14 protein-coding genes are annotated in these 15426 nt (G+C 71.1%); 8 read left to right on the top strand and 6 right to left on the bottom strand.

What is annotated here, in order from left to right; all coding sequences use genetic code 11:
• Positions 1-45 precede the first annotated feature (45 nt).
• Together glp and galU are read right to left on the bottom strand one after the other, a co-directional pair.
• Entirely contained in the window at positions 46-1356 is a 1311-nt protein-coding gene (gene glp, locus AC0VY3_RS03600) for a molybdotransferase-like divisome protein Glp (protein WP_218526069.1), read from the bottom strand.
• Positions 1357-1360: 4 nt separating this feature from the next.
• Entirely contained in the window at positions 1361-2263 is a 903-nt protein-coding gene (gene galU / locus AC0VY3_RS03595; RefSeq protein ID WP_103511285.1) for a UTP--glucose-1-phosphate uridylyltransferase GalU, read from the bottom strand.
• 93 nt (positions 2264-2356) lie between these two features.
• Between galU and AC0VY3_RS03590 the strand changes: the two genes are divergently transcribed.
• Positions 2357-2962: a 5-formyltetrahydrofolate cyclo-ligase gene (locus tag AC0VY3_RS03590; protein ID WP_103511284.1), complete on the top strand. Its 606-nt coding sequence runs from the start codon at positions 2357-2359 to the stop codon at positions 2960-2962.
• A 102-nt stretch (positions 2963-3064) separates the two neighbouring features.
• On the opposite strand, the gene AC0VY3_RS03585 is transcribed toward AC0VY3_RS03590, so the two are convergent.
• Positions 3065-5809, bottom strand: coding sequence for a penicillin acylase family protein (locus AC0VY3_RS03585; RefSeq protein WP_103511283.1), 2745 nt, complete (start codon positions 5807-5809; stop codon positions 3065-3067).
• A gap of 277 nt (positions 5810-6086) precedes the next feature.
• Here AC0VY3_RS03585 and AC0VY3_RS03580 point away from each other — a divergent pair, with 277 nt between their 5' ends.
• The 6 genes from AC0VY3_RS03580 to AC0VY3_RS03555 all read left to right on the top strand — a co-directional run bounded on the left by AC0VY3_RS03580 (position 6087) and on the right by AC0VY3_RS03555 (position 12089).
• Positions 6087-7664: a potassium/proton antiporter gene (locus AC0VY3_RS03580; RefSeq protein WP_374935514.1), complete on the top strand. Its 1578-nt coding sequence runs from the start codon at positions 6087-6089 to the stop codon at positions 7662-7664.
• A gap of 300 nt (positions 7665-7964) precedes the next feature.
• Positions 7965-9245, top strand: a complete 1281-nt coding sequence (locus AC0VY3_RS03575) for an MFS transporter (RefSeq protein ID WP_103511281.1) — start codon at positions 7965-7967, stop codon at positions 9243-9245.
• A gap of 66 nt (positions 9246-9311) precedes the next feature.
• Positions 9312-9662 carry an FmdB family zinc ribbon protein gene (locus AC0VY3_RS03570; RefSeq protein ID WP_030078544.1) on the top strand — a complete coding sequence of 117 codons (351 nt, stop codon included), beginning with the start codon at positions 9312-9314 and terminating at the stop codon, positions 9660-9662.
• 101 nt (positions 9663-9763) lie between these two features.
• Positions 9764-10648 (top strand): S-methyl-5'-thioadenosine phosphorylase, encoded by an 885-nt coding sequence (locus AC0VY3_RS03565; protein ID WP_475548910.1) that lies wholly within the window; start codon positions 9764-9766, stop codon positions 10646-10648.
• Between the two features lie 200 nt (positions 10649-10848).
• Positions 10849-11442 carry a hypothetical protein gene (locus AC0VY3_RS03560; protein ID WP_475548909.1) on the top strand — a complete coding sequence of 198 codons (594 nt, stop codon included), beginning with the start codon at positions 10849-10851 and terminating at the stop codon, positions 11440-11442.
• A gap of 113 nt (positions 11443-11555) precedes the next feature.
• Positions 11556-12089 (top strand): large conductance mechanosensitive channel protein MscL, encoded by a 534-nt coding sequence (locus tag AC0VY3_RS03555; protein ID WP_103508172.1) that lies wholly within the window; start codon positions 11556-11558, stop codon positions 12087-12089.
• Positions 12090-12105: 16 nt separating this feature from the next.
• On the opposite strand, the gene AC0VY3_RS03550 is transcribed toward AC0VY3_RS03555, so the two are convergent.
• From AC0VY3_RS03550 to AC0VY3_RS03540, 3 genes are all read right to left on the bottom strand, one after another.
• Complete coding sequence (locus AC0VY3_RS03550; protein ID WP_103508173.1) at positions 12106-12324, bottom strand: hypothetical protein; 219 nt, start codon at positions 12322-12324, stop codon at positions 12106-12108.
• A gap of 61 nt (positions 12325-12385) precedes the next feature.
• Positions 12386-12781 (bottom strand): hypothetical protein, encoded by a 396-nt coding sequence (locus AC0VY3_RS03545; RefSeq protein WP_103508174.1) that lies wholly within the window; start codon positions 12779-12781, stop codon positions 12386-12388.
• Between the two features lie 158 nt (positions 12782-12939).
• Positions 12940-13881, bottom strand: a complete 942-nt coding sequence (locus AC0VY3_RS03540) for an MFS transporter (protein WP_475551631.1) — start codon at positions 13879-13881, stop codon at positions 12940-12942.
• 385 nt (positions 13882-14266) lie between these two features.
• Between AC0VY3_RS03540 and AC0VY3_RS03535 the strand changes: the two genes are divergently transcribed.
• Positions 14267-15349, top strand: coding sequence for a P1 family peptidase (locus AC0VY3_RS03535; protein ID WP_475548908.1), 1083 nt, complete (start codon positions 14267-14269; stop codon positions 15347-15349).
• The last annotated feature ends 77 nt before the right edge of the window (positions 15350-15426 follow it).

The following is a 15426-nucleotide window of genomic DNA, read 5'->3' as shown; positions in this document are numbered from 1 at the left end:
CCCGGAAGGCACGGCGGCAGATACCGTACCGCCACCGGGCGGCGGTCAGCGGAGCAGGATCACGTCCGTCTCCGTGCCGGGTTCGACCGAGGTGACGTCCTCGGGCACCACGATCAGCGCGTCGGCCTGGGCCAGCGCCGCGATCAGATGCGATCCGGAACCGCCGACCGGAGTGACCGTGCCCGCCTCCGCGTCGTAACGGCCGCGCAGGAACTGGCGGCGGCCTTCCGGCGAGGTGAGCGCCTTGTCGGCGCGCAGCTCGGCGCGGGCCGTGGGGCGGTGCACATCGGTGAGGCCCATCAGGGCGCGGATGGCGGGGCGGACGAACAACTCGAAGGAGACGTAGCTGGAGACCGGGTTGCCCGGCAGGGCCAGCAGCGGCGTGTGGTCCGGGCCGATCGAGCCGAAGCCCTGCGGCTTGCCCGGCTGCATGGCGAGCTTACGGAACTCGATCCCGCTGCCCGGCTCGTCCTCGTCGCCGACGGAGGACAGCGCCTCCTTGACGACGTCGTACGCACCGACGCTGACGCCGCCCGTGGTGACGACGATGTCCGCGCGGATCAGCTGGTCCTCGATCGTGGCGCGCAGCGTCTCGGCGTCGTCGGCGACCGCGCCGACCCGGTAGGCGATGGCTCCGGCGTCCCGGGCCGCGGCCGTCAGCGCGAAGCTGTTGGAGTCGTAGATCTGGCCGCCCGTCAGCGTCTCGCCGGGCTGGATCAGTTCGCTGCCGGTGGACAGGACGACGACGCGGGGGCGGGGCCGTACGACCACGGTGGAGCAGCCGATCGCCGCGAGCAGCCCGATCTGCGGCGGGCCGACGACCGAGCCGGCGGCCAGCGCCAGATCGCCCGGCTTGACGTCGCTGCCTCGCTCGCGCACATGGGCGCCGGCGACGACCGGCCGGTGCACCCTGACCTCGCCGGTGGCGCCCTCCGGCGCGTCGGCGTGGGCGCGCATCCCCTCGGCCGGGCCCTCGCCCGTACCGCCGTCCGTCCATTCGACCGGGACGACGGCCTCCGCACCGGCGGGCAGCGGGGCGCCCGTCATGATGCGGGCGGCCTGTCCCGGTCCTACGACCTGGTCGTCGGCGAGCCCCGCGCTGCCCGCGGCGACGTCGCCGATGACGGTGAGGACCGCGGGGAACTCCTCGCTGGCGCCCTCGACATCGGCGATCCGGACCGCGTAACCGTCCATGGAGCTGTTGTCGAACGGCGGCAGGGCCACCTCAACGACGACGTCCTTGACGAGCACACAGCCCTGGGCGTCCGGCAGCTGCAGCTCGATGGGCTCCAGCGGCCGCACCGCGGCGAGGATGTCGTCCAGGTGTTCGTCGACCGACCAGATCGTGCTGCTCACGGGGTTACATCTCCTCAGCGACGTACTTGCGCAGCCAGGTCCGGAAGTCCGGCCCCAGGTCTTCACGTTCGCACGCCAGTCTGACAATGGCGCGCAGATAGTCGCTGCGGTCGCCGGTGTCATAGCGGCGGCCCTTGAAGACGACGCCGTGCACGGGGCCGCCGATCTTCTCGTCGGCCGCGAGGAGCTGGAGCGCGTCGGTGAGCTGGATCTCGCCACCGCGGCCCGGCTCGGTGTGTCGCAGTATGTCGAAGACCGCGGGGTCCAGGACGTACCGGCCGATGATGGCGAGGTTGCTGGGGGCGTCGGCCGGGTCCGGTTTCTCGACCAGGTCGGTGATGCGGACCACGTCGCTGTCGACGGTGGCGTCCGCGGCGGCGCAGCCGTAGAGGTGGACCTGCGAGGGGTCGACCTCCATCAGCGCGATGACACTGCCGCCCTCACGCTCCTGGACCTCGACCATCCGGGCCAGCAGCGCGTCGCGCGGGTCGATCAGGTCGTCGCCGAGCAGCACCGCGAAGGGCTGGTCGCCCACGTGCGGGGCGGCGCACAGCACGGCGTGTCCGAGGCCTCGGGGGTCGCCCTGCCGGACGTAGTGCATGGTGGCGAGGTCGCTGGACTCCTGGACCTTGGCGAGGCGTTCGGCGTCGCCCTTGCGGGTGAGCGCGGACTCCAGCTCGTAGTTGCGGTCGAAGTGGTCCTCAAGGGGACGCTTGTTGCGACCGGTGATCATCAGTACGTCGGAGAGTCCCGCGGCCACGGCCTCCTCGACGACATACTGGATGGCCGGCTTGTCGACGACAGGCAGCATCTCCTTCGGAGTGGCCTTCGTGGCGGGCAGGAACCGGGTGCCGAGACCTGCTGCCGGGATGACGGCCTTGCTGATCCTGGAGGGCGACTGAGTCATGTGCCGACCTTAACGGCTGCACACGGCCGGAAGCTGATATTCCGGTTAACTTCGTCCTTAAATATGCCCATACGAGAATCGTGCGAGTCTCTATTGAACACCGACAAGTCCGGCAAGGCGTCCGCGAAGAGCTCACTGCGGCGCGAACTGCTCGCCGCACGGGCCCTTCTGACGAAGGAGGACGCGGTCCGGGCCGCCGCGGTTCTCGCCGCCGCCGCCCTGGGACTCCCCGAACTGGCTGACGCCCGTACGGTCGCCGCGTATGTCTCCGTGGGTCGCGAGCCGGCCACCCGTGCGCTTCTGGAAGCGCTGCGCGGGCGTGGCGTGCGGGTGCTGCTGCCGGTGCTCCTGCCCGACAACGATCTGGACTGGGCGGCCTACGAGGGCCCGGAGCACCTGCTGCCGGCCGGGCGGGGGCTCCTGGAGCCGGACGGCCCGCGCCTGGGCCCCGACGCCGTCCTGGACGCCGACACCGTGCTGCTGCCCGGCCTGGCGGTGGACGGGGCCGGGATGCGGCTGGGGCGGGGCGGCGGCAGTTACGACCGGGTGCTGGCCCGGCTGACGGCCGCCGGGGCGCACCCGGCGCTCGTCGTGCTCCTGTACGACGACGAGGTGGTCGCGCGCGTCCCCTCGGAGCCGCACGACCACCCCGTGGACGCCGTGGTCACACCGGCCGGGGCGCGGCGCTTCGCATCCTGAACCCCTCACCGGCGCCTGAACCCCTGAGACGGGGAAAGCCCCTGTGGGCTCACGAGTGAGCTCAGCTCACAGGGGCTTTCTGACGGGTGCTCCTGGCGATTCCTACGGTTTCAGCGTCAGCGTGTCGACGGTGGACGCGTCGACCGCTTCCGTCCCGAAGGACCAGTCGAGCAGTTCCCCGTCGACCCACTTGTCGGTCTGGTCGGTGTAGTGCGCGTTGAACGCGTGCCCGGAGGCCCCGCTGAGGTTGATCCAGCGGGACTTGTCCCAGTCCCCCACGTTGACGACCATCCGCATCGACGGCACCCAGACGACCTCGTAGCCGCTCGCCGCGTTCCAGCCGGTGGCGTTGACCGCCGCTTCGCCGCCGCCGAGGTTCCAGGGGCCGCGGTTGAGGGCCCGCTGGAGCAGGCCGGGGCCTTCGGTGCCGAGCGTCTGGTTCTTCAGCGTCAGGCGGTGCAGCCGGCCCCAGCTCCAGGTGGAGATGTTCTTGCCGAGCTTGGCCGTCAGCTCCCAGCGCGCGTCCTCCATCGCCCGGGCGAAGAGGTCGTCCCGGCTCTCCAGGGCGTCCTCACGGCCCCGGGCGGGGGCCTTCCACCACTCGTTGTCCGGGTCGTCCATGATGTCGCGGACCACCTGGAACCAGCGGTCGCCGCCGTCCGGCTGCGCGGTGTCGCCGTCGCGCTGGCCGCACTCGCGGACGAGCTTCTTCTGCTGGTCCACCGGGCCGCTGTTCTTGGCCGGAGGCACATTGAGGCAGTCGCCCTCGACCCGCATCTCCTTGGGGAGCTTGTTGCCGAAGGCGAGCTTCAGGATGTTGCGCCAGACGCCGTTGAAGTACGCGGCGGCGGCCGAGTCGGGCTCCTGGGTGTAGTCCCAGCCGTCCAGCAGCTTCTGGGCCTCGCGGACGCTCGGGTCGGAGATGTTGATCTTCTTCAGCTCGGGCACCAGGAGCGCGGCGATCTCGCTGAAGTTGTCCATCTGCATCTTCTGCATGTCATCGGTCGACACCTTCTCGCCGCCCTTGATCTTCTGGGCGAGGAGGTCGTTGATCCGCTGGCTGCGGGCACCGTAGCCCCAGTCCTTGGTCAGGAGGTGGGGGTACTTCTTCTCGTCGATGACGGCCTGGTTGGCGGTGACGATGTAGCCGCGGTCCGGGTTGTACTCGTAGGGCAGCTCGTCGAAGGGGATGTAGCCCTTCCACGCGTACTTCGGGTCCCAGCCCGGGGCCGGGGCCGTGCCGTCGTAGCCCTCGGAGCGGACCGGGATCTTGCCGGGCGCCTGGTAGCCGATGTTGCCCTCGACGTCGGCGTAGATGAGGTTCTGCGAGGGGACCTCGAAGTACTCGGCGGCCTTCCGGAAGGTGTCGAAGTCCTTGGCCCGGTTGAGCGCGAAGACCGCGTCCATGGACTTGCCGGGCTCCAGCGCGGTCCACTTCAGCGCCACCGCGTAGCCGTCGGCCCGGTCGGGTGCGGCATTGCTCACGGGCGCCTTCTGGCCGACCTTGTCCAGTTCCTTGCTGCGGTCGGAGACCAGGGGGCCGTTGTTCGTCTCGCGGACGGTGATCGTCCGGTCCCTGCCGCCGGCGACCTTGATGGTCTCCTCGCGGGTCTTGAACGGCTTGGTCTCGCCGTCGTACAGATAGCCGTCGCCGGAGACCTTCTCCAGGAAGAGGTCGGTGACGTCGGCGCCCAGGTTGGTGAGGCCCCAGGTGATGTCCTGGTTGTGGCCGATGATCACACCGGGCATGCCGGAGAACGTGTAGCCGGCCGTGTCGTACTGGCAGGTCTTGGAAAGCTCCCGGCAGTGCAGCCCCATCTGGTACCAGAGGGAGGGCAGCATCGGCGCGAGGTGCGGGTCGTTCGCGAGCAGCGCCTTGCCGGACGTCGTGTGCTTGCCGTCGACGACCCAGGAGTTCGAGCCGATGCCGTTGCCGTTGGGGCCGAGCAGCGCCGGGATCTCGTCGAGGGTGTCGGAGAGGGCGGAGAGCTGTGTGTTCAGGCCCTCGGTGGCGCCCTCGGGGGTCGTGGAGCCGATGTTGTCCGACGGGGTCGCCTCGGGGTCGAACTTGCCCGTGACCGGGGAGATCGCGCCCTGCTCGACGATCGGCCTGTTCTTCTTGTACGGGTAGCCGGGGTACAGGTCCTCGATCTGGTCCTTGTCGAGGCGGCTGTTCAGCAGCGAACGGTCGATCTCGTCCTGCATGTTGCCGCGCAGGTCCCAGGCCATCGCCTTGAGCCAGGCCACCGAGTCGACCGGGGTCCACTCGCCGGGCTTGTAGTCGTTGGTGAAGCCCAGCGCCGCGTACTCGACCGAGATGTCCCGGCCTTCCTTGCCCTTCAGATACGCGTTGACGCCCTCCGCGTACGACTGGAGGTTCTTCTTGGTGCTCTCGTCGAGGACCTCGTCGTACTCCTTCTGCGCCACCTGCCGCCAGCCGAGCGTCCGCAGGAAGGAATCGGTCTCCACCTGGCCGGAACCGAACATCTCGGAGAGCCGGCCGGACGTCATGTGCCGCCGGACGTCCATCTCCCAGAAGCGGTCCTGGGCCTGGACGAAGCCCTGGGCGCGGAAGAGGTCGGCGTCGGAGTCCGCGTAGATCTGCGGAATCCCGTAGGAGTCACGTTTGACCTCGACGTCGCCGCTGAGGCCCTCGAGCGTCATCGAGCCGGTGGTCTGCGGGTACGAGGCCCGCACGGTGGACACGGACCAGTACGCCCCGTACCCGACACCCGCGACGAGCGCCAGCACCAGGACGAGCACGATCAGGCGGGCGCGTCGCCCCTTCTTCCTGCCGGGCTTCTTCGCGTCGGAAGGGCCGGAAGAGGCGGTTGTGTTGGCGGGCATCGCTGTCCTTCGAGGGGCAGGGTGGTCCTGGGAGTGCAGGAGCAACCATAGGCGCAGCGGAGAAGCCACTCGGACGCGGTATAGGGATGCATCCATTTGCGTCTTCCTCGCACGAACACTCGAAGCCGTCAAGGAATCGTAAACGATTAGGTAAGGTAACGAAGTAACTGGCTGCCGGAGGACGATCCGGCAGGCGCACGCAGGGAAGGAACGGACCCTGACTGTCCACGCGCTCAACGAACTCCTGCTCGTCTGCTCGCTCGTCCTGCTCGTCGCCGTGGCGGCGGTACGGATCTCCTCGCGCAGCGGGCTCCCCAGCCTGCTCCTGTATCTCGGCATCGGGATCGCCCTGGGCCAGGACGGCATCTTCGACGTCAAGTTCGACAACGCCGAGCTGACGCAGGTGATCGGCTACGCCGCCCTGGTCGTCATCCTGGCCGAGGGCGGGCTCGGAGCGAAGTGGAAAGAGGTCCGCCCCGTCCTGCCCGCCGCCGCGGTGGTCTCGACCGTCGGCGTCGCCATCAGCGTGGGCATCACCGCCTCGGCCGCGCACTATCTCGTCGGCCTCGACTGGCGCCAGGCCCTGATCATCGGCGCGGTCGTCTCCTCCACGGATGCCGCGGCCGTCTTCTCCGTCCTGCGCAAAGTGCCGTTGCCACCCCGGATCACCGGTGTCCTGGAGGCCGAGTCCGGCTTCAACGACGCTCCCGTCGTCATCATGGTCGTCGCGCTCTCCGCGGTCGGACCGGTCGAGCACTGGTACGTCCTGGTCGGCGAGATCGCCATGGAGCTGGTCATCGGCGCCGCGATCGGCATCACCGTGGGCTGGCTGGGCTCCCTGGGGCTGCGGCACGTGGCGCTGCCCGCCTCCGGCCTCTACCCGATCGCCGTGATGGCCATCGCCGTCTCCGCGTACGCCGCGGGCGCCATGGCCCACGGCAGCGGGTTCCTCGCCGTCTACCTGGCCGCGATGATCCTCGGCAACTCCAAGCTGCCGCACTGGCCCGCCACCCGCGGTTTCGCCGACGGGCTCGGCTGGCTGGCCCAGATCGGCATGTTCGTGCTGCTCGGCCTCCTCGTCTCCCCGCACGACCTGGTCGACGACTTCTGGCCCGCCGTCGTCGTGGGCCTGGTGCTGACCATGGTGGCCCGACCGCTGTCCGTCTTCCTCAGCCTCGCGCCGTTCCGGATCCCGGCCCGCGAGAAGGTCCTCATGTCCTGGGCCGGACTGCGCGGGGCCGTGCCCATCGTCCTGGCGACCATCCCGATGGTGTCCGGCGTGGCAGGCAGTACGAGAATCTTCAACATCGTCTTCGTCCTGGTCATCGTCTACACGCTGATCCAGGGCCCGACGCTGCCCTGGGTCGCGAACAAGCTGAACATCGCCGACGATCCGGCCGAGGCCGACGACCTGGGCATCGAGTCGGCCCCGCTGGAACGGCTGCGCGGCCACCTGCTGTCGGTCGCCATCCCCGCGAAGTCGAAGATGCACGGCGTTGAGGTCGACGAGCTCCGCCTCCCGGCCGGCGCCGCGGTCACGCTGGTGGTCCGGGAGAACAAGAGCTTCGTGCCGTCGCCGGCGACGGTGCTGCGGCGCGGGGACGAGTTGCTGGTGGTGGCCACCGATCCGGTGCGCGACCGGGCGGAGGACCGCCTGCGAGCGGTCGCCGAGGGCGGCAAGCTGGCCGGCTGGCTGGGCACGGGCGGACCGCCCGCTTCCGGCACGCCCGGCACAACGGGCCCCCAGGGCGGATCCGCCATTCCACAGGCCATGAAGCTGGCCAAGAAGCTCGGCGGGGCCGGCGCGAGTGCCCACGCCGGTGCCAACGGAAGCGGCGCGAAGACGCGCCCCTGAGAAGGCGTCGCAGATCACAGGCTGAAACGGGAGCCCTGTCCGCAGATCACAGGCGCACAGGGATTTCTACCTGTACCATGAAGGCAAACCTGATCGACCAACTCTGTCTGAAGCAGAGCTGGCGCGACCGTATGGCGGTCGTGGTGTCTCTTCGCCCGGCGTTTCTTCGCCGCTTGCAGCGAGTCGCCCGGCATCTACCGCAGTTCCGCGCGAAGAGGACAGCTCTCGGCCGCTTCCGTCCGGCTTGCCCCACAAGGGCGCCGGGAAGCAGGGCTACCAGGCGGCAGAAAGGCAAGGACCGTGGCAACCACGGTCTCCGACCGCCCCGGATACGGGCAACTGCTGCGCACCCCCGGTGCGTGGACCTTCCTCCTCCCGGGCTTCGCCGCACGGCAGCCCTTCGCGATGCTGACCATCGGCATCGTCCTCCTCGTGCAGCACACGACCGGCTCGTACGGCAGCGCGGGCGCCGTCGCGGCGGTCTCCGGCGTCTCCATGGCGCTGTTCGCCCCGCAGAGCGGCAAACTCGCCGACCGCTTCGGCCAGCGTTCCGTCCTGCTGCCCGGGGTTCTCCTCCACGCCGTCTCGGTGAGCGCCCTGACCGTCCTGGCGCTGGCCGACGCGCCCCTGTGGGCGCTGTTCGCCGCCGCCGTGCCGACCGGCGCCTCGATCCCGCAGATCGGCCCCATGGTGCGGGCCCGCTGGGCGGCGCTCCTGGGGGCGACCCCCGACCGGCCCGCCTCCCCGCTGATGTCCACCGCCGCCGCGTTCGAGTCGGTGACGGACGAGTTCACGTTCGTCCTGGGCCCGGTGATCGCGACCGCGCTGTGCACCGGCGTGCACCCGGCGGCCGGCCTGATCACGGAAGCCGCCCTGACTCTGGTCGGCGGCCTGCTCTTCGCCGCGCAGCGCGCCACCCAGCCCGCCCCTCGCAACGCGGCCACCGCGGCCGAACCGCACGCCTCGGCGCTCTCCGTACCGGGCGTGCGCGTCCTGGCCATCACCTTCCTGGGCATCGGTGCGGTCTTCGGCGGCATGCAGGTTTCGCTGACCGCGTTCTCGGAGGAGATCGGCCACCCCGGCGTCAACGGTGTCCTCTACGGCATCTTCGCCGCGGGAAACATGCTGGCCGGCATCGCCTGCGGCGCCATCGCCTGGAAGAGCAGCCCGCGCCGCCGGCTGATCGTCGGGTACGTGGCGCTGACCCTGACCGCGTCCGGCCTGTGGGCCGTCCACTCGGTTCCGCTGCTGGCCGGGCTCGGCCTGCTGGTCGGCCTCTGCATCGCCCCGGCGCTGATCAGCGGCTACACCCTGGTCGAGTCGCTGGTGCCCGCCACCGCCCGTACCGAGGCCTTCACCTGGCTGACGGGCGCGGTGGCGCTCGGACAGGCCGCGGCCGTGACCGTGGCGGGGCAACTCGCCGACGCCCATGGTGCGAGCACCGGATTCCTGGTGCCCCTGGCCGGGACCGCGCTGGCTCTGGTGACCCTGCTGGCCCTGCGCTCACGGCTGACCCCCCGGTCCTCGGGACTCACCGTGGCACGTGGGATCGGTCACCGCGAGCCGGTCACGGTGGACTGATTCAACGGAATACGTCAGTATGGAGCGTCGTTAGCACTCATTGAGTGAGAGTGCCAGGAGGAGCAAGTGCCGACCTATCAGTACCAGTGCACCGAGTGCGGCGAGGGCCTCGAGGCGGTGCAGAAGTTCACCGATGATGCCCTGACCGTGTGCCCGAGCTGCGACGGACGCCTCAAGAAGGTGTTCTCCGCGGTCGGCATCGTCTTCAAGGGTTCCGGCTTCTACCGGAACGACAGCCGTGGCTCCTCGTCGAGCAGCACGCCGGCGTCGACGACCTCGAAGTCGTCCGACTCCGCGTCGTCCTCGTCGTCGGGTTCGGACACGAAGGCGAGCGCATCGGCGTCGTCCTCTTCGTCCGGCTCCTCCTCGTCGTCGGCCTCCGCGCCGGCCTCGTCGAGCGGTACGTCGGCCGCCTGAGCCCGCGTACGCCCCATCTGCTTTCCCCGGACCCCGCCGAGACCACTCGGCGGGGTCCGGGCGTCCGCCCCGGGAAACGCTCCTCCGGATACGGTGACCGCATGGCGAACGCACATACGGAAACGGGCTCCGGTACGGGTACGGCAGGTACCGAGGGTTCCGCGGAGATCGGTGTCATCGGCGGCTCGGGCTTCTACTCCTTCCTGGAGGACGTCACCGAGGTCTCCGTGGACACCCCTTACGGAAAGCCGAGCGATTCGGTCTTCCTCGGTGAGCTCGGCGGGCGGCGAGTGGCCTTCCTGCCCCGCCACGGACGCGGCCACCATCTGCCGCCGCACCGCATCAACTACCGGGCCAACCTGTGGGCGCTGCGCTCCGTCGGGGTCCGGCAGGTGCTCGGGCCGTGCGCGGTGGGCGGGCTGCGGCCGGAGTTCGGGCCGGGCACCCTGCTCGTTCCCGACCAGCTGGTGGACCGCACCAAGACCCGCGTACAGACCTATTACGACGGTGAGCCCCGGGCCGACGGGACCGTACCGAACGTCGCCCACCTGGGCTTCGCCGACCCGTACTGCCCCGAGGGCCGGAAGGCCGCGCTGGCGGCGGCCCGCGGACGCGACTGGGAGCCGGTGGACGGCGGCACCCTGGTGGTCGTCGAGGGGCCCCGCTTCTCGACCCGCGCGGAATCGCGCTGGCACGCGGCGATGGGCTGGTCCGTCGTGGGCATGACCGGGCACCCCGAGGCGGTCCTGGCCCGGGAGCTGGGTCTCTGCTACACCACGATGACCCTGGTGACCGACCTGGACGCGGGGGCCGAGGCGGGCGAGGGCGTCTCGCACGAGGAGGTGCTCCAGGTGTTCGCGGCCAATGTGGACCGGCTGCGCTCGGTGCTGTTCGACGCGGTGGCCGGGCTGCCGGAGAACGAGAGCCGCAACTGCACCTGCGCCCACGCGCTGGACGGGATCGACACGGGGATCGCGCTGCCGTAGCCGGCAGCAGGGCGGGACTCACCGGGTCACAGGGCAGGCCTCACCGGATCAGGTGACGGAGTTGTCCACAGTGCGGGGACCGTCCACAGGCCGCAGCGGGATCTGCTGGAACCGTGGAAAGTGAGGGGAGTTCGGCCGGGTCGAACCGGTCCGGACTCCCCTTTCCCGTGCGCTCGTCCGCCCTGATCCCAGGTGGTGCCATGTCCACGTCCACGTCCTCACCCTTGTCCTCCTCCTCGCCCCTGCCCACCTCTTCTTTCCCCGCGCCGGTGCCCGCGCCCAGCGGGGTGGGGCCGTTCGGGCCCCTGCGGGTGCGGGGCGGTGGCGCACACCGGCTGCGGCGGATGCTGCGCCGCCAACGACGTGCGGCGGCTGCCGGGCTCGCGCTGGCGGGCGCCGCGCTGGCCACCACGGGCCTGAGCAGCGCCGACGGAGGGGCTGCCGCCACGCCGGACGCTCCGCCGGGGGCCGGCCGGTCGTCCGGGCGGCTGGTCTCCGCGCCGGTCCGGATCGCGGATCCGGAGACCGTACGGCTGCTACGGCCGGGAGACCGGGTCGATGTGATCGCGATCGGCGCTGCGGGCGACGACGGCGCGCGCGTGGTGGCCCGAGGGGCGCGCGTGGCGAGGGTGCCGCATGCGGCTGCCGGACCGGGCGGCCATGCCGCGGGCGGTGGCGGTGAAGCGGGGACCGGGGCGCTGGTGGTGTTGTCCGTGGAGCGGTCGACGGCCACGACGCTGCTCGGCGCGGGCGCTTCGGGGCGACTGGCCGTGGCGGTGTCGGATGCGAACTGACGCCCTCTCACGTCACCCGTGGGAATGAGCGGATTGGACAGTGTCGCCTTCACCCGCCTTAGGTGGCGGAGCAGTTCGCTCCCCCGACCGCACACGCGAAAGAAGGCTCACCTGTGAGCGAGAAGAAGGTCAGTCTGCTGGAGGGCTTCAAAGCCTTCCTGACGCGCGGCAATGTGATCGACCTCGCGGTGGCTGTCGTCATCGGCGCAGCGTTCACCAACATCGTGAACGCGGTCGTCAAGGGCGTCATCAACCCCCTGGTCGGTGCGTTCGGCACCCAGGACCTGGACAACTACAGCTCCTGCCTCCAGGGCCCGTGCACGACGGATCCGAAGACCGGGGAGATGGACGGGATCGAGATCCTGTGGGGCTCGGTGCTCAGCGCCACCCTCAGCTTCCTGATCACCGCTGCTGTCGTGTACTTCCTGATGGTGCTGCCCATGGCCAAGTATCTGGCCCGGCGGGCGGCGATGCAGGCCGCCAAGGAGGGCGTGCAGGAGACGATGGAGGTGAGCGAGCTGGAGGTGCTGAAGGAGATCCGCGACGCGCTCCTCGCCCAGCGCACCGGTGGCGCGCCCGGTCGGCTCGGGCCGGACTCGGGCGAGGGCCCCGGTGGGGGTGCCACGGGCCCGGTCGAGGACCGGTAGCCCTCCGGGCAACCGCTCAGATGTGGTGGGGCGGCTTCTCGTCCAGGAAGCGCGCGAGGTCCGCGGCGCTGCCGCCGGTGAGAGGCCGCTCGCCCCACCCCTGGTCCGTATCGTCCGCGGACTGCCGGTCCAGCGGATCGTCGAAGATCAGAACCGGCTTGGGCTTCGGTTCCTGCTGCGGCTGCTCCTGCGGCTGCTTCGCATCACGCGGTCGGGGGGCGGGGGCGGCACTCATGTCTCCAGGGTACGGCGGCTCGCCACGAGGTGTGAGCCGCCGTGGAGCCGGACGTCGGGCTTCAGCGGTCCTTCGGATCGAGCAGCCACAGGCCGAGCACGACCAGGAACGACAGACCGAGGAAGCCTGCCCCCCACCAGGCCGTGCCGGTCTTGCCCTCCATCCACTCGTCGATCAGGATCGTCAGCCCCCAGAGCTGGCCGATGACGACGGTCATGGCCAGGGTGAGGCGGGCGGTGAGCTTCGAGGAGCGCTCGGGGTCCTGGTCGGTGCCCGCGCCGGGGCCCGGGCCGGTGTGCCGGATGCGGGGGTCCCCGTATCCGCTGGTGGGGCGGATCTGCGGGTAACGCTCGTGGACGGGACGGTTCAGCTCGGGGTCCGCGCTGCCCGGGTGGTAGGTGGGGTAGTGGCTGCCCGGGGGCGGCAGCGGCTGCTCGGGGTGCGGGGTGTCGCTCATGCCCGCCCGCCCGGGTTGTTCACATCGGTGGACACCGCGCCGGTCGCCCGGCCGGGGGATGCCGCCGGCGTCCCGGAAGGCGCGGGTGCCGGGCGGGGCGAGCGATGGGTCCAGGGGGATGAAGGTGCGGCGGTCGGCGGCAGCTCGCGGATCCGCGGTCACTTGAAGCCCTTCTTCACGTGGGAGAGGTAAGCGCTGCCGCGCAGCACCCGCTTGCAGCGCGGGCAGTACTCGGCCCAGGCGTCGAAGTCGAGCCGGAGGTCGCGCATGGTGCCGCGCAGGTTCTCCACGTAGGGCCCGGTGTCGATGGGTTCCTCGCAGCGGCGGCAGGCGAACACCTCGTCGTCCTTGCGGCCGGTGTACTTGAACAGCTGCATGCCGACCGCGGCCGGGCGCTGGACGATGTGGAAGAACTCGCCGAACGGGATGTAGATGAGGGTGAAGACCACCGACACCATGTGCAGGATCGCCAGGAACTGGTAGCCGCCGCCGCGCAGGAAGACCGAGGAGAAGGTGAGCAGCAGGCCCGTCACGGAGATGACGATGAGCGCGATCAACGGCACCAGGTCGTAGGCGAAGCGCTGGCCGATGATGGCGCCGCGATCCTTCATCCGGCGCCACAGGAAGTACGAGGCACCGGGGATGACGAGGACGGCGGCGATGTCCAGGCCGTGGAACATCAGCCAGCCGAGAAGGTTGAGGGAGTCGAAGCCGAGGATCTTGAAGCCCCAGACCCGCATCTCGTAGCCGGGGCCCGAGCCGCTGCCGGAGGTGAAGGTGAACCAGCTCCAGGTGAGCGGGAAGGTGATCAGAGCGGCGAGGATGCAGCCCCAGAAGATCAGCTGGTGGGCGGCCCAGCGGGCGTCGGAGCAGGCGCCGAGGAACTTCTGGAAGCCGAGACAGGTGGCGATCGTCTTCGGCAGGGCGGTGGGCGCCCGGCGGAAGTTGTCCGGCGAGAAGAAGCTGCGCCAGCCCTGTTTGAAGAGGCGTCGGGCGCCGGGGGCGGAGATCCACACGGTGTACCGGTAGGTGACGCCGAAGGCGAGGAAGACCGTGGCCACGGCATAGGGAAGGAGGGCCGAGTCGAAGGTGCGGAGCATCCGGCTGCCGAGCACGATCGCGAGGATCAGCAGGGCGGAGACCGCCGCTCCGACGAGCGTGGCGCGGGTGGTGACGGACCGGGGGCCGATCGCGGCGGGGGCGTGGCCGCAGCGCCGTCGGGGGCGTGGGGCTCGGCTGCTGCGCTGGCTTCTGAGGGCTCGGTCACCCGGCCACCGTAGGACCGTTTGGGCCGATGGAAACCGTATTAGGGGATGAGGGGGCGAGCGGGTCGCCCGGACAGTCGCAAGGGTCGCCTTGCCCGGTCCGGGTCCGGGCACCCTGCTCGCGCGCGGCCTTGCGCACCGCTCCCGGCCCGCCGGTACGTTCGAGGCGCATCGGCCCGCGCTCCCCCGCGGGCCCCGATCCCGACCGGAGGAGCCGCACATGACCCGCGAGGACAGGACCCCCGCCCTCCCGCCCCTGCTGGACGCGCTGACCGATGTGGCCGGGATCCGCGTCGGCCACGCCGAGGCCGCCGGAGCGAACGCGTTGAGCGGTACGACCGTCGTCCTGGCGCCCGAGGGAGGGGCCGTGGCCGCCGTGGACGTACGGGGCGGCGGGCCGGGTACGCGGGAGACGGACGCGCTGGATCCGCGGAATCTGGTGCAGCGGGTCGACGCCGTCGTCCTCACGGGCGGCAGTGCGTACGGGCTGGACGCCGCGTCCGGGGTGATGGCCTGGCTGGAGGAGCAGGGCCGGGGCGTCCGGGTCGGCGCGGGCCCCACGCAGGTGGTCCCGGTCGTTCCGGCCGCCGCCCTCTTCGACCTCGGCCGGGGCGGCGACTGGCGGGCCCGGCCCGACGCGTCGACCGGCCGCGCGGCGGTGGAGGCCGCGGCCGCCACGGGTCCCGGGGAGCCGGTCGCCGAGGGCGGCGTGGGCGCGGGTACCGGCGCGGTGGCCGGGCAGCTGAAGGGCGGCATCGGTACGGCGAGCACCCGCCTCGCCTCCGGGGTCACGGTGGCCGCCCTCGTCGCGGTGAACGCGGCGGGCTCGGTGGTCGACCCCCGGACCGGGGTGCTGTTCGGGGAGTACGGGGCCGGGGAGCCGCCGGCACATCCTCCGGCCGAGGTCCACGCGGCGGCGGAGCGGCGTCTGGCGCGGGAGCGGGAAGCGGCGGAGGAGGCAGGGGGCGGGGTTCCGCCGTTCAACACGACGATCGCGGTCGTCGCCACGGATGCGGACCTGACCCGGGCGCAGGCCCAGAAGCTGGCGGGCACCGCGCACGACGGCCTGGCACGCGCGGTGCGCCCGGTGCATCTGCTGACCGACGGGGACACCGTGTTCACCCTCGCCACCGGGCGGGTGCCGGTGCCGTCGGGCGATCCGGTCGCCGTCAACGAGATCCTGGCGGCGGGCGCCGACGTCCTGGCGCGGGCCATCGTGAAGGCGGTGCGCGCGGCCCGGAGCACCGAGGTGCCGGGCGGCAGGCTTCTCTCGTACACGGAGCTGTACGGCGGCCGGGCCTGACGAGAACGACAGGATCCGAGGGGGCGCGCGGTGTGAGCGAGGGGCGTGCGGGCGACCGACTCGCCCTCTGCGCACGG

It is taken from the genome of Streptomyces sp. iso_384 (assembly GCF_056172905.1).
This window is presented reverse-complemented; position numbering and strand designations above follow the sequence as displayed.

Bases quoted from the DNA above. Each gene is read 5' to 3' on its own strand.
- galU (WP_103511285.1), bottom strand. From the start codon at position 2,263: ATGACTCAGTCGCCCTCCAGGATCAGCAAGGCCGTCATCCCGGCAGCA.
- AC0VY3_RS03585 (WP_103511283.1), bottom strand. From the start codon at position 5,809: ATGCCCGCCAACACAACCGCCTCTTCCGGCCCTTCCGACGCGAAGAAG.
- AC0VY3_RS03540 (WP_475551631.1), bottom strand. From the start codon at position 13,881: ATGCTCCGCACCTTCGACTCGGCCCTCCTTCCCTATGCCGTGGCCACG.
- AC0VY3_RS03550 (WP_103508173.1), bottom strand. From the start codon at position 12,324: ATGAGTGCCGCCCCCGCCCCCCGACCGCGTGATGCGAAGCAGCCGCAG.
- AC0VY3_RS03545 (WP_103508174.1), bottom strand. From the start codon at position 12,781: ATGAGCGACACCCCGCACCCCGAGCAGCCGCTGCCGCCCCCGGGCAGC.
- AC0VY3_RS03565 (WP_475548910.1), top strand. From the start codon at position 9,764: ATGGCGAACGCACATACGGAAACGGGCTCCGGTACGGGTACGGCAGGT.
- AC0VY3_RS03535 (WP_475548908.1), top strand. From the start codon at position 14,267: ATGACCCGCGAGGACAGGACCCCCGCCCTCCCGCCCCTGCTGGACGCG.
- AC0VY3_RS03560 (WP_475548909.1), top strand. From the start codon at position 10,849: ATGTCCACGTCCACGTCCTCACCCTTGTCCTCCTCCTCGCCCCTGCCC.